15 protein-coding genes and 1 pseudogene are annotated in these 14,828 nt (G+C 43.2%); 7 read left to right on the forward strand and 9 right to left on the reverse strand.

The genetic code is table 11. The features are described 5' to 3' along the window. From ACE5CV_RS08630 to ACE5CV_RS08645, 4 genes are all read left to right on the forward strand, one after another. Positions 1-225 (forward strand): PhoH family protein (locus ACE5CV_RS08630; protein WP_374949766.1); only part of this gene is annotated, 225 nt, incomplete at its 5' end. 72 nt (positions 226-297) lie between these two features. Next, on the forward strand, positions 298-1,242 hold the full coding sequence (locus tag ACE5CV_RS08635) for a phosphoribosylaminoimidazolesuccinocarboxamide synthase (protein ID WP_374949767.1): 945 nt from the start codon (positions 298-300) through the stop codon (positions 1,240-1,242). Positions 1,243-1,295: 53 nt separating this feature from the next. Beyond that, complete coding sequence (locus tag ACE5CV_RS08640) at positions 1,296-1,673, forward strand: STAS domain-containing protein (RefSeq protein ID WP_374949768.1); 378 nt, start codon at positions 1,296-1,298, stop codon at positions 1,671-1,673. A gap of 17 nt (positions 1,674-1,690) precedes the next feature. Beyond that, complete coding sequence (locus ACE5CV_RS08645) at positions 1,691-2,608, forward strand: ribonuclease Z (RefSeq protein WP_374949769.1); 918 nt, start codon at positions 1,691-1,693, stop codon at positions 2,606-2,608. A 285-nt stretch (positions 2,609-2,893) separates the two neighbouring features. On the opposite strand, the gene ACE5CV_RS08650 is transcribed toward ACE5CV_RS08645, so the two are convergent. The 7 genes from ACE5CV_RS08650 to ACE5CV_RS08680 form a co-directional block, all read right to left on the reverse strand. Next, positions 2,894-3,148: a hypothetical protein gene (locus ACE5CV_RS08650; protein WP_374949770.1), complete on the reverse strand. Its 255-nt coding sequence runs from the start codon at positions 3,146-3,148 to the stop codon at positions 2,894-2,896. A gap of 58 nt (positions 3,149-3,206) precedes the next feature. Next, positions 3,207-3,623 carry a hypothetical protein gene (locus tag ACE5CV_RS08655; protein ID WP_374949771.1) on the reverse strand — a complete coding sequence of 139 codons (417 nt, stop codon included), beginning with the start codon at positions 3,621-3,623 and terminating at the stop codon, positions 3,207-3,209. 32 nt (positions 3,624-3,655) lie between these two features. Further along, the gene (locus tag ACE5CV_RS08660; RefSeq protein WP_374949772.1) at positions 3,656-3,871 is read right to left on the reverse strand and encodes a hypothetical protein; all 216 of its coding nucleotides are present in this window, start codon (positions 3,869-3,871) and stop codon (positions 3,656-3,658) included. Continuing rightward, positions 3,868-4,302 carry a hypothetical protein gene (locus ACE5CV_RS08665; protein ID WP_374949773.1) on the reverse strand — a complete coding sequence of 145 codons (435 nt, stop codon included), beginning with the start codon at positions 4,300-4,302 and terminating at the stop codon, positions 3,868-3,870. Before ACE5CV_RS08665 ends, ACE5CV_RS08660 begins: the two co-directional genes overlap by 4 nt. Beyond that, a complete protein-coding gene (locus ACE5CV_RS08670; RefSeq protein ID WP_374949780.1) occupies positions 4,302-4,406 on the reverse strand; it encodes a hypothetical protein in 105 nt (34 codons plus the stop codon). Before ACE5CV_RS08670 ends, ACE5CV_RS08665 begins: the two co-directional genes overlap by 1 nt. 1,054 nt (positions 4,407-5,460) lie before the next feature. Beyond that, a complete protein-coding gene (locus tag ACE5CV_RS08675) occupies positions 5,461-6,405 on the reverse strand; it encodes an MlaD family protein (RefSeq protein WP_374949774.1) in 945 nt (314 codons plus the stop codon). Between the two features lie 32 nt (positions 6,406-6,437). Further along, positions 6,438-7,361, reverse strand: a complete 924-nt coding sequence (locus ACE5CV_RS08680) for an N-acetylmuramoyl-L-alanine amidase (RefSeq protein WP_374949775.1) — start codon at positions 7,359-7,361, stop codon at positions 6,438-6,440. Positions 7,362-7,467: 106 nt separating this feature from the next. Here ACE5CV_RS08680 and ACE5CV_RS08685 point away from each other — a divergent pair, with 106 nt between their 5' ends. The 3 genes from ACE5CV_RS08685 to ACE5CV_RS08695 are packed head-to-tail and all read left to right on the forward strand — an operon-like array spanning position 7,468 to position 12,900. Then, positions 7,468-10,134, forward strand: a complete 2,667-nt coding sequence (locus tag ACE5CV_RS08685; protein ID WP_374949776.1) for a putative LPS assembly protein LptD — start codon at positions 7,468-7,470, stop codon at positions 10,132-10,134. Beyond that, the gene (locus ACE5CV_RS08690) at positions 10,134-11,381 is read left to right on the forward strand and encodes a competence/damage-inducible protein A (protein ID WP_374949777.1); all 1,248 of its coding nucleotides are present in this window, start codon (positions 10,134-10,136) and stop codon (positions 11,379-11,381) included. Before ACE5CV_RS08685 ends, ACE5CV_RS08690 begins: the two co-directional genes overlap by 1 nt. A 46-nt stretch (positions 11,382-11,427) precedes the next feature. Beyond that, positions 11,428-12,900 carry a dihydrolipoamide acetyltransferase family protein gene (locus tag ACE5CV_RS08695; RefSeq protein WP_374949778.1) on the forward strand — a complete coding sequence of 491 codons (1,473 nt, stop codon included), beginning with the start codon at positions 11,428-11,430 and terminating at the stop codon, positions 12,898-12,900. Between the two features lie 53 nt (positions 12,901-12,953). On the opposite strand, the gene ACE5CV_RS08700 is transcribed toward ACE5CV_RS08695, so the two are convergent. Beyond that, positions 12,954-14,177, reverse strand: a complete 1,224-nt coding sequence (locus tag ACE5CV_RS08700; protein ID WP_374949779.1) for a glycosyltransferase family 87 protein — start codon at positions 14,175-14,177, stop codon at positions 12,954-12,956. Positions 14,178-14,290: 113 nt separating this feature from the next. Next, positions 14,291-14,828 (reverse strand): annotated as a pseudogene (locus ACE5CV_RS08705) (homoserine dehydrogenase); the annotation flags it as partial.

Genomic DNA, 14,828 nt, shown 5'->3' on the forward strand with positions numbered 1-14,828 from the left:
CAGTTGAAGATGTTTTTAACCCGTATGGGGCCATCTGCAAAGTTCATTGTTACCGGTGATGTAACACAGATAGATCTTCCCAAAAAACAGCAGTCGGGTTTATATACTGCGCTGCGTATACTAACAGATATTAAAGGTATAGATATTGTTTACCTGAGCGGCGAAGATGTTGTACGCCACAAGCTGGTTAAACGCATCCTGGAAGCTTACGGGGATATACAATAATAGTGAATGGTGAGTAGTGACTAGAGGTTAGTTTTACCATTCACCACTTACCATTCTCCATCACTCATTCACATGGACGCTATAAAAGAAACACATTACAATTTTAAGGGGCAAACTAATTACTATAAAGGTAAAGTACGTGATGTTTACACCATAGCGGATAAATACTTGGCCATGGTGGTTACCGACAGGATCTCGGCCTTTGACGTGGTGCTACCGGAGCCAATACCGTACAAAGGACAAGTGCTAAACCAGATAGCGGCTAAGTTTTTAGCTGCAACAGCAGATATTGTACCTAACTGGGTGATCAGCGTTCCGGACCCGAGCGTTACCATCGGCCGCATTTGCGAGCCATTTAAGGTAGAGATGGTGATCCGCGGATATCTGGCCGGCCATGCCGCCCGTGAATATGCTTTGGGCAAACGGCAGGTGTGCGGTGTTACCCTGCCCGAAGGTTTAAAAGAAAACGATATCCTGCCTGAACCCATTATTACACCAACAACAAAAGCGTCTGTGGGGCACGATGAGGACATCTCCCGCGAGGACATCCTTGCCAAAGGCATTGTAAGCGAGGCTGACTATGCGCAGTTAGAAAGCTACACCCGCCAGCTATTTAAACGCGGTACCGAAATCGCAGCTGCTCAGGGGCTGATACTGGTTGATACCAAGTATGAGTTTGGCAAAGTAGGTGACACCATTTATTTGATAGATGAGATCCACACGCCTGATTCGTCGCGGTATTTTTATAGTGATGGTTATGAGCAAAGGCAGGCAAGCGGTGAAGCTCAAAAGCAATTGTCTAAAGAATTTGTAAGGCGGTGGCTGATAGAGAATGGCTTTCAGGGTAAGGACGGGCAAACCGTGCCGCAAATGACCAGGGAGATCGTCGAATCCATATCGGCCCGGTACATTGAATTGTACGAGCAGATTACCGGCGAGCAATTTATAAAACCCGAATCACAGGACGTGGTTGTTAGGGTAGAGCAAGCTATCAATAATGCAATTGCGACGCTGTAAGTTTTTATTTAAATATAAAATAATTATATCTTAGCTGTTAAATAATACAAAAAATGAAATTTTCAGTTGATAAGCACGAGAAATATATTCTTTTAAAACTTAACGAATCCAAATTGAATTCGTTGGTTACCCCGCAGCTGAAGTCTGAGTTGATCCTGATCAATACCGAAGGTCAGCGCAATATCATCCTCGATCTTTCTAACGTAAAGTTTGCCGATTCATCTGGCCTGAGCAGCTTGCTGGTAGGTCATCGCATTTGCAAGCGTGCCGAAGGTTCTTTCATTCTTTGTGGTTTAAACGAATCTGTATCACGCCTTATCACCATTTCTCAGCTGGATAACGTGCTTACAATTGTACCAAGCTCCGAAGAAGCTATAGACTATATTTTTATGGAAGAGATAGAAAAAGAGTTAAAGAAAGAGATCAGATAATTAAGCGGGCTCCCGGTATGAAATTCGAAGTAACGATACTGGGCAGCAGTTCTGCAACGCCAATTTTTAACAGAAACCCTACTGCGCAGGTTCTTAATATTAACGAGAAGCTGTATCTGATAGATTGCGCCGAAGGCACGCAACAGCAAATGCTGCGCTTTGATGTAAAGGGCAGCCGTATCGATTATATATTCATCAGCCATCTACACGGCGATCATTACCTGGGGTTGGTAGGCCTCATGTCGTCTATGCACCTGAACGGGCGCACCAAAAAGCTGCAGCTGTTTTGTCCCGCGCCTTTGAAGGAACTCATAGACCTGCAGCTCAAGTACTCTGAAACCACACTACATTACCCTGTTGAATTTATCTTTACCCGGACAGATGTATCTGAAGTTATTTTAGATAACCAGGATATAACTGTCGAGACTATTCCGCTGGATCATCGCATATCCTGCACCGGCTTCCTGTTTAAACAGAAAAAGCGGATGCGTAAGCTGATCAAAGACAGGATAGAAGAGTTGCAGATACCCGTTCCGTATTTTACTGCGCTAAAAAAAGGTAGGGATTATGAGGCTGCCGACGGTACCGTTTATAAGAATGACACGCTGACCGTTGATTCGGCCGAACCTAAAAGTTACGCTTACTGTTCAGACACGCTATACAATCCAAAATACTTTGCGCAAATTACCGGCGCAAGTTTGCTGTATCACGAAGCTACCTTTTTAAATGATATGCTGGATAGGGCTAACCAAACGCATCACACCACCGCTTTGCAGGCCGCACAGGTAGCTTTAGATACTAAAGCCGGTAAGCTCATCATCGGGCATTTCTCCGCCCGTTATAAAACCTTGAACGAGCTATTGGACGAAGCACAGTCTGTATTCCCAAATACCGAACTGGCAATTGAAGGTAAGACCTTTATAATTAGCGAATAAAGTCCACTCAAAAATCTGATGTGCATGTGTTGCTAAAAACAGTACAACTATTAACAAAGGTTAACACTTTTTTCTTAAAAATCACATTAAAATAATGAAAATCAGATGATTGTAAAAAAGGTGGGTTAACATAAAAACTAACTGTTTAGTTGATTTTAACGGAGATCGTAGATGGGTAGTATAAAACTGTTAATATAGTCGTCTGAAGTCGGAGACATTCGGACAGCGCCATTTTCTATCACTACGACTAACAGGGGTAGTAATTGTTAACATCAGCACCTTCTACTATAAATACTCTTCAAGCATATCTTTTACTTTATGATATATTATGTAGTTTGTATTACGCGCATCCCATATTTGAATGTAAATTGTTCCATCTTTTTTCTTACCAACATCTATCAAAATATTGTCTTCTTCTTCATTCGTTTCAACTTCAATTACTTCCTGTACATCAATAATTGCCTCTACTGCCTCAGGCTCCTTGTTTAATGACATTATTTCGTTACTACAATTTTGAATTTGGAATTTAATTTTTTTCATTAGAAATGAGTTTTTAAGCTTTGTAAAACTTGCTGAGCTCTTGCAACGGATGCTGGATTCAATGCCCCTGATTTGTTGGCTGTAAGTGTTTTAAGGCTTGTTTCACCATTATTCGTTTTTCCCGCAATTGTTGCGATATGAAAAAAGCTATGACTGCTGCAACAAATATCCACTCATGGTATTTAACCGTCCAATAAATGAATGGACTGCTAATAATAATCCATTCTATTAAAAGTCTTATTTTAAGGTTTTTCCTGTTAGGGATTATTAGAATCAAGTCCATAATGACCAATGAAACTATAAACAATGCCCAAAACATCATTCCGTAACCCAAAACAGAAAATAGGGCTGCAAGCATAGCTTGGAAGATATTATACGATAAACTTGGATCTGTTAAAGTCAATACAACAGAAAATGCAAAGTTGACTATAAAGACGCCTAAGAGGTTTATCCAGTTTGTTAAAAGTATTTTCATGATTGTATAAATTGGGTTCCTGTTGGTTTGCTTTAATTCATTTTATTCCATTCAGCTGTGGTGTATTTTTTATCACCTTGCTGAACTCCGGTAAATACTTCTTTGCCATCAATTGTTATTGTAAAACTCGATGAAATCATTGGCCTATCATTATCAACCGCAAGCTTTTCGTAAGGGCCTAAAGTTCCTCCCGCAGTCGCAGGACTTACTCCTATAAACAATTGATTTCCTTTTGTGTCTCCAATCATTGTTTCAGCGGTTGGAAATGCGTCACCAATTTGTACAGCATTAACTTGTAAAGTACCGGCTTTATCATTTTCAGTGAGCGTAAAGTTAGCATGACATTAATATCGGCAGACGGAATTAAAGGAAGGTGCCCTGCCATGTTAGATGTGAATGAAACTGTATTACTCCCATCGTTGTTTTCGGTTGACTTGAAATTAGTTATACTACCTTTATCATCTTTTGCAGTTGCAGTTCCAAACCAAGGATGATGGGAAGGGCTGGAAAAGGTATTTGGGTTAGTATGCGTCCCTTTAGCCGGATCAACAGTAAAGTTCTGCGCAACTCTTGAAGTTGCTGTCATAGATGTACTATAACCTCCATTATCTCCATCAAAATAACCCCCAAACTGTTTAAATGGTGCAAAAGCGCGGATATTGACAGGGAACGGCCACATTACATCAGATCAATATTCCTGATTGGATTATCTCCAGCATAGTTATAAGGACTCCACCTTCTATCTTTTTCTGCCTTCAGATCTAAAGTTGTCCAACGAGCTATGACTGGATCATAGAACCGCGCGCCATAATCGTAATAATCTTAATCGGCATGATTAAGATTTATCAATATCTTGTTTATTCTAGGCTGTATGATAAAGACACCAATAGGAAAAAACCAAAAAGCTAAAAAAGTAGCAAACACATCGATATTCATTTTTTCGGATTTAACTAAACAATAAGCCGTAAAATATAAAATATAAAACATCGCGATAAGTCCTGCAAATAGAGCCGGTACCACCCAATAAAATGAATATCCATTATTATTTGTTCCGTAAAGGAACAATGCCGATAGGATAAATAAAATTAAAATGTATTTGCAAACGATGAAGGCCAGATACATAAATCTTGGTATAGATTTAATTTTGTTGGTTTTTAATATTATTGAATAAAGCCATGATAAATATACAATTGTAGTCCATAAAGACCCTAACAAGTCAAATAATCTGATATCATTGTCAATTGTGTCAACAATTATTATGGGTAGAAAAATCAATATAAATAATTGCCAATGCTTTATTTGTAATAAGTTATTCATTTCTTTTTGTTCTTTACTTGGTTTTGGCCTTTCACTGATACATCTCTAGATAGCTCTATTCCCAATAAGGCAGCAGCTTTTACACCCCAACTTTCTTTATCAACAGTTTTCTTACTTACTAGCTGAGATGTGGACTGGCCCGTCTTATAATCTATTTTCTTTGGTGACTTTTTCGGTACCCATTGATCTGTTATCCCGAACGACAATTAGGTCAAAACTTGCTGCATTAATTTCAAAGCCTAATTTCACACCCAATATATTTACCTCCCCTTTAAATTGAGCTCCTAATGTTATGACAGGAGTATAAGAAGTTTCTTTTTACTTTTAGGATCATCCGGACCATCCGTTGGCGCCATCCCATCAGGGTCAGTAAACCTAATGGGATTGTCAAAGCCGTAATTATAAGCCGAGTGCCTCCGCATTTTCTCCGCGAGCGGATCAACAGTCGTCCACCTTGCAATCACCGGGTCATGAATCTTGCGAAATAGCCATATTGGTTAACTACAAGCCCTCAATGACTTTAGTTTCCCTTTTTACCGAATACCGAGAAGCTTACATAGCGGCTTGGGTGTGCCTTAATGTCGATGAATAAGTTGTTGAGGTTGTTTGATGCATCGTTAAGATTATTGTACATCTTTTTGTCGTTCATCAGTAAACCTAAAGATCCATCTGTACTGTTAATTTTGGCTACAGTGGCTTGCAGGCCGCTTACAGCCTGATTAGCATTATCAAGGGTTTGTTTGATGTTGGAGTTAGACAGGTCGTTGCTGAATTTTTCGAAGTTAGTAGCGATACCGTTCAGGTGCGATGTACTTACCTTAAGGTTGCCCGATACCGTTTCGGCATTGCCCATAATCGCATCGATATGAGTACTTTGCGAACCAACTAAAGCGTCAATCTTTTTAGTAGTCCCTTCAAGCGTTTGCAGGGAATTGGCAATGCTGGCAAAGCTGCGGTCCACATTTTTTTGAAAGGTAGGGTTCATGATTTTATTTATAGCTGTTAACGACGAGTCGATCTTGGTCATCAGCACCTCAGCCTTACGCTGAATAGGCTGCAGGCTTTCGGCCAGACTGCCTTGTATATCGGCACGTAGAGTATCTTTATCTTCGGCATACTCGCGGCTGTTGCCTAGTTGGAAAACAATTGCTTTACCACCTAAAAGATCGGTACTTTCCAGCTTAGCCAGCGTGTTGGATGGGATATTGTATTTGGGGTCGATCTTAAACTCTACAGTAGTACGGCCATCTTCGTGAAGTTCCATTTTTGATACTCGGCCTATCTGAAAACCATTCACCAATACCGGTTTAGATACGGTTAAGCCCTCTACGCTACGGTAAATGGCGTAAAACTTATTTGAGCCCGAGAAAACATCGTTCCCTTTTAAAAAGCTGTATCCTAATACTAAAATAGTGATAGATACTGCTGTAAGTGCGCCAATTTTAGTTTCGTTAGATATTTTCAAGGTATAATGTTTTAAAGTTTAGGCTATAAGGCCTAATTTGTAGTTACTTGTTCCAGTTGCTTTTTATAATTGTTTACCGCACGTACAATTGAATTTACTATCTCTTTTTGCCCTTCGTCCGAGTTTAAGTACTCCTCGTCATCAGGGTTATTAATGTAGCCGGTTTCAACCAGTACAGATGGCATGGCAGCATGGCAAAGCACGTAAATACTTTGCTCGCGTAAACCTTCGCTACGCCTACCGTCAGTCTGAACAATTTCGTCGCTAATAAAGTTTGCGATATTCACACTTTGTTTACGAAACTTACGCTTGTATTCATTTGTAAGAATGATAACCGTAGGGTCGTTGGGGTCTAAACCGTCGCCATCCAGGTCGCTTTCATTCTCCACCTGGTTGTTTTTTATTTCTCTTTCGGCTTCGGTAGATCGCTTTAAACCGTAAATAAGCAGCAAAGCGCCTTTGCCCGACTTATCCGGCACCCTAGCGCTGCGGTATTTTGGCCGGCGTGCAGTACCGCCAACACGCTCCCTGATAACCCTGTCCGACAGGGAGTTACAATGAATGGATATAAACAGGTTGCCTTTGTTTTCGTTAGCGATCTGGGCACGTCTTTCAAAAGATACATCATCAGATGTTGGCCGTGTTAAAACAGCCTTTACACCGGGTACATCTTTTTCTAAAGCCTTTTGCAATTTTAAGGCAATGGCAAGCGTTACATTCCTTTCTGTAGAAAAAGAACCGTCGGCACCGCGCGAATAATGCCCCGCCGGCGAGCCCTCGGCCTTAACACCGTGGCCTGCATCAACAATTATGGTTTTGAGTTTTGCCGAGTTAGCTAAAGTGGTATCTTTTTCTGCGGGACAGGGTGGTTTAAATGAAAAAAGGGAAAGGGATATTATTAATGCCGAAGGGCCTAAAATCAACTTTTTCAACCTGTCCAATATTTTATTTTTCATTATGTTTGAACGCTGTTAACTGTACCTGCAAAAATACTATTCATAATCAATTTTGAAATTAGTTAGCCTTTTTTTTCTGTTTGCACTTATATTAATGGTAAATGTTATGGCAACCCCGCGCCATGGCCACGCTTCAATAGCGGCTAAAGATACCATTATAAAGATGGATTCGGTTAGGGACAAAAAGCTGTTTAAACAAGGCAAAACGACACCGACAGCTAAAACGGCACCAACCAACCGCCCGTACACACAAACAGATACGGCTAAGAACAGCAAAGATCAGGCAATGACGCATGCCACGGCCGTGGATTCTTCCTACTTCGATCAGGAAAACAAAATCTATTACCTGTGGGGAAAAGCTCACGTAGTTTATGAAGATTTTGAGCTGGACGCCGATTATATACGCGTTGATCAAAAAAACCACCTGATATTTGCCCGTGGTAGCATCGACCCAAAATCTAAACGGTACGTAGGCAGGCCCCTGGCTAAATCAAAGCAGGAAAAGCCTGTTGCTTCTGATTCATTACTTTTTGATTATAAATCAAAAAAAGGTAAAACCTGGAACCCCGCTACCGAGCAGGAAGGCAATTACATATCTGGCGGACAGGCCAAACGCATCAGCGAGGACGAGGTTGCCTACCGTAACGTTATCTTTAGTACTTGTGACCTGCCGATGCCCGATACACATTTCGGCATCGTGATAACACAGGGTATCGGTCAAAAAAACAGGATCATATCTAAATTGGCTTATCTGGAAATAGAAGGGGTGCCCTTACCTTTAGGTTTGCCCTTCGGTTTTTTCCCGAAACCTAACTCCCGCACATCCGGCTTTATACTGCCCACCTTTGGCGAAGACCAGCGGCTGGGCTTTTACCTACGCAACTTTGGGTACTACGTTGCCCTTAATGAAAATATCGATGTGACTACAATGGGTACCATCTATTCCCGTGGTGCTTACGAGATCAATTCATCGGCGCGGTATTTAAAGCGCTACAAATACGGCGGTAACCTGGTGCTCAGCTACGGATCGCACAATTACGGTGCTCCGGGCGACCCGCCGCGTAAAGATTTCAACATCACCTGGAACCACACGCAGGATGCTAACGCCAACCCGGGCACTACGTTCAGTGCATCGGTAAATGCGGGTACGTCAAGCTTTTACCAAAACAACAGGGCGCAAAACAATTATAACCTGCAGGCGCTTACCCAAAACAACCTGCGATCGAGCATTGCCTATGGCCGGGTATGGGCCGGTACGCCATTCAATTTAAACGTAAGCTTAGGCCACAGCCAGGATCTTACCAAAAAAACAGTGACGCTGGAGTTACCCACGTTCAACTTTAACATGGCTACGCTTAGTCCGTTTGATTCGAAGGACCGGATCACCGAGCAAAAGTGGTTTCAAAAAATTACCGTAGGTTACAGCCTGGTGGGTACTAATAAATTAACAGAGGTGCCGGAAGCCGAGCTTTTTAAAGCCAACACCTTTACCAAGCGCCTGCAAACCGGTTTTCAGCACACGATACCTATTGGTTTCAACACCAACCTGTTACGTTATTTTCAATTCAACGCCAGCGCCAACTACATCGAGCGCTGGAATTTACAAACCATTAACCGCCGGTTCGAGCGGGGGAGTATTGCCGGGCAGGTAGTGCCTATCACCGATACGCTTAGCGGCTTTGCCCGTTCCGGAGAATATAATTTAAACGCGGGTATATCCACCAAATATTACGGCCAGTTTGATTTTAAGCGCGGCAGTATCCGGTCTATACGGCACGTAACCACGCCGTCTATCAGCTTTAGCTACCGCCCCGATTTTGGCGACCCAAGCTACGGTTACTACCGAACCGCAGTTAGCCCGGCATCGGTACCTTACCCATACACGGCACAGCGTTATTCAATTTTTGAGCAATCGGTTTACCCCGGGCCAGGGCCGGGCAAGCAGGCCGGTATTGGTTTCTCTTTAGATAACACCATCGAAGCAAAAGTAAAAGCAAAGAGTACCGATACATCCGGCACAGACCGCAAAATTCCGATCTTGCAGGGTTTGTCAATTTCAACCTTTTACAACTTTGCACAGGATTCACTCAGGTTATCGCCTATTTCGTTTTCTGGCCACACGGCTATCCTCAATCAAAAGGTAAACATCAATTTTGGGGGCATACTTGACCCGTATGTTAACCAGGTGCGCGATTCCGTAGCTAACGGTGCAGTACTTAATTATGTAAACCGCATTAACCGCTACACGTTTCAGGATGGTAAATTCCCGTTACTGCAATCTTTCAACTTTTCAATGAGCGGCAGCTTAAACTCCACTACTTTTAAGGCAAAGCCACGCCAGCAGCCTTACGGCACGCTGCAGAACATGACGCCTGAGCAAACACAAAAGCTTGCGCTGATAAACGGTGACCCTGGGCAGTATATCGATTTTAATATCCCCTGGAACGTGTCTATCAATTACAGCTTTAATTATTCAAACAACATTACCAACACAACCTCCAGTAATACGCTGATGCTAAGTGGTGATTTTAGCCTTACCCAAAAGTGGAAGATCCAGTACAATACTACTTACGACTTAAAGGTTAGGCAGCTAAGCAGCGCTACATCCTTTGCCATTTATCGCGACTTGCATTGCTGGGATATGTCTATACAGTGGCTGCCGTTTGGCTATTACAAATCATACAATGTAACCATTAAGGTAAAGGCATCTATTTTGCAGGACCTTAAACTGAGCAAACGAAGCGACTATACTAACAACCAATCATTTAACTAATGCTGGCAGAAATAATTACCATTGGCGATGAGATATTAATAGGGCAGATAGTGGATACCAACTCTGCCTGGATGGCCGAAAAACTGAATCAGCAGGGGATCAGGATCAAGCAGATCTCGTCGGTATCTGACGATCGTGAACATATCCTGAAGGCACTTGCCGAGGCTGCTACAAGGGCGGACATTATTTTAATAACCGGCGGTTTAGGGCCTACCAAGGATGATATCACTAAAAAAACCCTTGCCGAATACTTTAATGTTGGCATGGTGATGAACGATGATGCCCTGGCCAATGTGGAGAATATCTTTAAAAGATACAATCGCCCCCTGCTTGACGTAAACCGTAAACAGGCCGAAGTACCCGCCAACTGCGAGGTGATTGTAAATAACAATGGCACCGCGCCGGGTATGTGGTTTAATGAAGGTGGTAAAGTTTATGTATCGATGCCGGGCGTCCCATTCGAGATGAAATACATGATAGAAGAGGCGGTGATCCCGAAATTAAAAACCACCTTTAAGCTGCCGGTCATCATCCACAAAACGATATTAACAGTAGGCGAAGGCGAGTCGTTCCTAGCCGAAAAGATCGCTGATATTGAGGATTCGCTGCCGGCCAATATTAAGCTGGCCTATTTGCCAAAAATGGGGCAGGTACGCCTGAGATTAAGTGCCTACGGCGAAAACGATGCGGAACTTCAGGAACAGGTGGACACCTATGCCCATAGGCTGGTAGAGCGGATAGGTGCCAATGTTGTTGCCCTGGAAGATATTCCGGTTGAGAAAGTGGTGCTGAACTACATGGCCCAACGTGGCCTTACCTTAACCGCAGCCGAAAGTTGTACCGGGGGTTACATATCTCACCTCATCACCCAGCATCCCGGCTCGTCGCAGGTGTTTTTAGGCGGCGCGGTTTCCTATGCATATGAGCTTAAGGAAAGTATTTTAGGCGTAAAGAACGAAACTTTATGGCAAACAGGCGCCGTTAGCAGCGAAACCGTAAAAGAAATGGCCGAGGGTGCCCTGCGCAATTTTAAGTCGGATTACGCCATTGCTGTAACCGGTATTGCCGGCCCGGGCGGTGGTACCGACGAAAAGCCGGTTGGTACCGTATGGATTGCGGCGGCAAATGCAAATAAAACCCTGATAAAGAAATTCACATTTGGTAACAAGCGCCTACAAAACATCGAAAGGAGTGCTGTAGCAGCCTTTTTTATGTTGATTACTTTACTTAGAGAAAATGAGCAGTAAGGCCCGAATTTTTCTAATTTTGATCTAACCAAGTATATTTTTGTGTATGGCCAAATACCAGTTATTATTGCCGAAGATGGGGGAAAGTGTTGCAGAGGCAACTATAATTAAATGGACTAAAAACCCTGGCGATTATATTGAAGCAGATGAGGCGGTTATGGAGATTGCGACCGACAAGGTCGATTCCGAAGTGCCATCTCCGGTATCTGGCAAGCTGATAGAACAGCTTTTTAAAGAAGACGATATAGTACAGGTAGGTTCGGTAATAGCTATTATCGAAACCGACGCCAAAGAAACCGAAGCCGCACCTGCCGCTCAGGAAACAAAACCCGAACCCGTAAAAGAGGCTGAACCGGTTGTTGCGCCACAGCACGAAACCGAACCTGATGCAACTAGCCGGATCCCGGGAATGGACCAGTTAGAAGAAAAAGCCATTGCAGAGCCAAATACAAGCGGCGCTAAATTCGAGAACCGTTTTTATTCGCCCTTAGTAAAAAATATAGCACTGCAGGAAGGTATTAATACTAACGAATTAGAAACCATACCCGGCACAGGCGCCGAAGGCCGTTTAACCAAAGATGACCTGCTGGAGTATATCCAAAAGCGCGGATCACGCGTGGCATCACCACAGGTCGGCGCTTCAGGCTCAACGACAGAACAAGCAGCCCCGCACCCGGAAGTTTTGAAATACGCAGCGGCAATACCTGCAGCGCAGGCAGCGGCTAAAACTACTACGCAAGCTACACCGGCACAACCAGCACAGCCCACAGCTGCGCCTGCGGCACCTGCAAAAACGGTATCCATGTCTGGCGGTGACGAGATCATCGAAATGGACCGCATGCGCAAACTCATTGCCGACCACATGGTGATGAGCAAACAAACCTCCCCGCATGTAACTTCGTTTGTTGAGGCCGATGTGACCAGCCTTGTGCAATGGCGCGACAAAGTAAAAGGCCCGTTTGAAAAACGCGAAGGTGAAAAAATTACCTTTACACCGATATTTATTGAAGCGGTAGTGCATGCCATTAAGCAGCTGCCTATGATCAATGTACAGGTAAACGGTACACAGATCATCAAAAAGAAAAATATCAACATCAGCATGGCAACCGCGTTACCAAGCGGCAACCTTATTGTTCCTGTAATCAAACAAGCCGATCAGCTGAACCTGTTAGGCATAACCAAAGCGGTTAATGATCTGGCTAACCGTGCCCGCAACAACAAATTGCAGCCGGATGATGTAAAAGACGGTACGTTCACGTTGACTAATGTTGGCTCGTTTGGCAATGTAATGGGTACACCGATAATCAATCAGCCGCAGGTGGCCATTTTAGCGGTAGGCGCCATTAAAAAGAAACCGGCAGTAATTGAAACCGCGCAGGGCGACGCTATAGCCATCAGGCATATGATGTTCCTGTCGTTATCTTATGACCATAGGGTAGTAGATGGTGCCCTTGGCGGCATGTTTGTTAAGAAGGTAGCAGACTATCTGGAGAACTGGGATATTAATCGGAATATATAGTTAATAAGTGTGATTCTAAATGTAAAAGGCCCTTACCGGGCCTTTTCGTTTTTTCAGGGATTTTCATTTTTAATAACTGTTTTCGAAGGCAGGTGCCACAAAGTTTCGTCGGGATGATCCTTAAACTCGCGGGTAAGCATCTCATAAACTATTTTGAGCCATATCATTAAACATGGCAGCACGTTAAGATAATAAGGCAGCACATAATTAACCCTCAGGTATCTTGGAAACAAGTCTGAAGGGGAGAAGTTGGTAAGCACCAATGCGAATATCAGCAGGAAACGCTCATAGCCGGTTATCGGCCTGTCCAAATTTACATACCAGATGCTGATGCCTATAAATGCGATGATATAGGTAGGCGGCTCGGAACTGGAACTAAAGATGATCGAGAATATAAGGGTTGACGCCAGCAACAACAGCTGATACTGCAAATTGCGCCAGTATTTAATACGAAACATCGACCAGGCAAAAAGCGCCATACCCGGTAATAGTACCGAAAGGGTAGGGAAGTTTGGAATATTAAAGATCCGGCTGATCATCCCCATTACACAAACATAGGCACGGGTTGATGTCATGTTAGCCGCGTTTTTGGCCACCAGATCGGGATACCAATCGTGATAGGTTTTTATGATAAATTCCGGTGAGGAAATGGCCATTGGCAATAAAAACAGAACCACCGACCAAAAAACTAAGCTGAGGATGAGCTTGATTTTATTATCCGAAAAAAAGAAAAATGCCAGCCCTACAACACCATAAAGCTTAATTGCGGTGCCTAAAACGATCATCAGCGCGGCCCAGAAATCCTTTTGTTTACGGATAAATATAAAACTGAACAGCACAAAAGCGATAATAAGCGGATTTACCTGCACATTGCCCGACGAGCCCATCATGCTGTTAATGTTAAGCAGCAGGATCACCGTTTTTTGAAAACCGGTAAGCGGCATTTTTATAATTGCAAAGTATAATGACCAGGCCAGGAACATTACCCATAACACCACGCCAATGCCATCAGGCAGTAAAGCAAAAGGTGCTATGATCAACCCGAAAACCGGGCCGTAGTGGTTAAGATCGAAGTAAAACTCCGGCTCGGCCCCAAAAAGGCTATGCTGATGGATAAGGTTTAAGATGTTATGCTTGTAGATGATGTAGTTGTTGTGATCGGTAGTGAAGATGCCATCATGGTAATGAACACCCTGTACCACAGCGAACAGACTAAGCCCAAACCATAGAAAAAGCAGGAATGGCCTGTTAAAGATTACCTTTTTTAACGTCAGCATTTATTATAGGAAGATTTGTAATACCGGCTAAACTTACGCAAAGGCGCCAATATACAGAAATGCAAAAGGCCTCCTAAAGGAAGCCTTTTGCCTGAAACAGCGCGAAGAATCTACTAAAAAACTTTCGCTGTTTGCTTTTGTGCCGAGGCTAAACTGACCCCTGTTAGCTGATCGGCAAAGGCCACAAAGGCCTTCGTATCTGATATACGTTGTTGGTTATCGATCAGTTTTTGCAGATTGATCTTCCCAATAACAAACTTGTAATTTCCCGAGTAAAAACGTTCGTGAATGTGTTCAAATTCAAGTTCATCAACCAGGCTATCGTCCTGGTAGCGCAAATAAATGTTTAGTTCTACATCGTTGGTAAAACGCAGGTCGTTTACTTCTTTTGCCTTTTTATACTCATACTGGTAGTTATACCTTAAAGCGGCGATATCCGACAATACAGCCGAGCCGGTAGGGTGGCCACCTGCACCTTTGCCAAAAAAGAATTGCTGATCGGCAAAAGCTGCCTGTACCGTTACACCATTATACTCGTATTCTACGTTGTACAGAAATTCTGTTTCGTTAACAAATTTAGGCAGTACAAATAGCGTAACATGCCTGTCGTCCAGTTCTTTTGCAACGGGCACCAGCTTTATTTTCAGCTTC

The organism is Mucilaginibacter sp. (assembly GCF_964263795.1).
GTDB lineage: Bacteria > Bacteroidota > Bacteroidia > Sphingobacteriales > Sphingobacteriaceae > Mucilaginibacter.

What these genes read in the sequence shown, in the direction of transcription:
- ACE5CV_RS08635 (WP_374949767.1), top strand. Translation starts at nt 298, where the DNA reads ATGGACGCTATAAAAGAAACACATTACAATTTTAAGGGGCAAACTAAT.
- ACE5CV_RS08640 (WP_374949768.1), top strand. Translation starts at nt 1,296, where the DNA reads ATGAAATTTTCAGTTGATAAGCACGAGAAATATATTCTTTTAAAACTT.
- ACE5CV_RS08645 (WP_374949769.1), top strand. Translation starts at nt 1,691, where the DNA reads ATGAAATTCGAAGTAACGATACTGGGCAGCAGTTCTGCAACGCCAATT.
- ACE5CV_RS08650 (WP_374949770.1), bottom strand. Translation starts at nt 3,148, where the DNA reads ATGAAAAAAATTAAATTCCAAATTCAAAATTGTAGTAACGAAATAATG.
- ACE5CV_RS08655 (WP_374949771.1), bottom strand. Translation starts at nt 3,623, where the DNA reads ATGAAAATACTTTTAACAAACTGGATAAACCTCTTAGGCGTCTTTATA.
- ACE5CV_RS08660 (WP_374949772.1), bottom strand. Translation starts at nt 3,871, where the DNA reads ATGATTGGAGACACAAAAGGAAATCAATTGTTTATAGGAGTAAGTCCT.
- ACE5CV_RS08665 (WP_374949773.1), bottom strand. Translation starts at nt 4,302, where the DNA reads ATGTGGCCGTTCCCTGTCAATATCCGCGCTTTTGCACCATTTAAACAG.
- ACE5CV_RS08680 (WP_374949775.1), bottom strand. Translation starts at nt 7,361, where the DNA reads ATGAAAAATAAAATATTGGACAGGTTGAAAAAGTTGATTTTAGGCCCT.
- ACE5CV_RS08685 (WP_374949776.1), top strand. Translation starts at nt 7,468, where the DNA reads ATGGCAACCCCGCGCCATGGCCACGCTTCAATAGCGGCTAAAGATACC.
- ACE5CV_RS08690 (WP_374949777.1), top strand. Translation starts at nt 10,134, where the DNA reads ATGCTGGCAGAAATAATTACCATTGGCGATGAGATATTAATAGGGCAG.
- ACE5CV_RS08695 (WP_374949778.1), top strand. Translation starts at nt 11,428, where the DNA reads ATGGCCAAATACCAGTTATTATTGCCGAAGATGGGGGAAAGTGTTGCA.
- ACE5CV_RS08700 (WP_374949779.1), bottom strand. Translation starts at nt 14,177, where the DNA reads ATGCTGACGTTAAAAAAGGTAATCTTTAACAGGCCATTCCTGCTTTTT.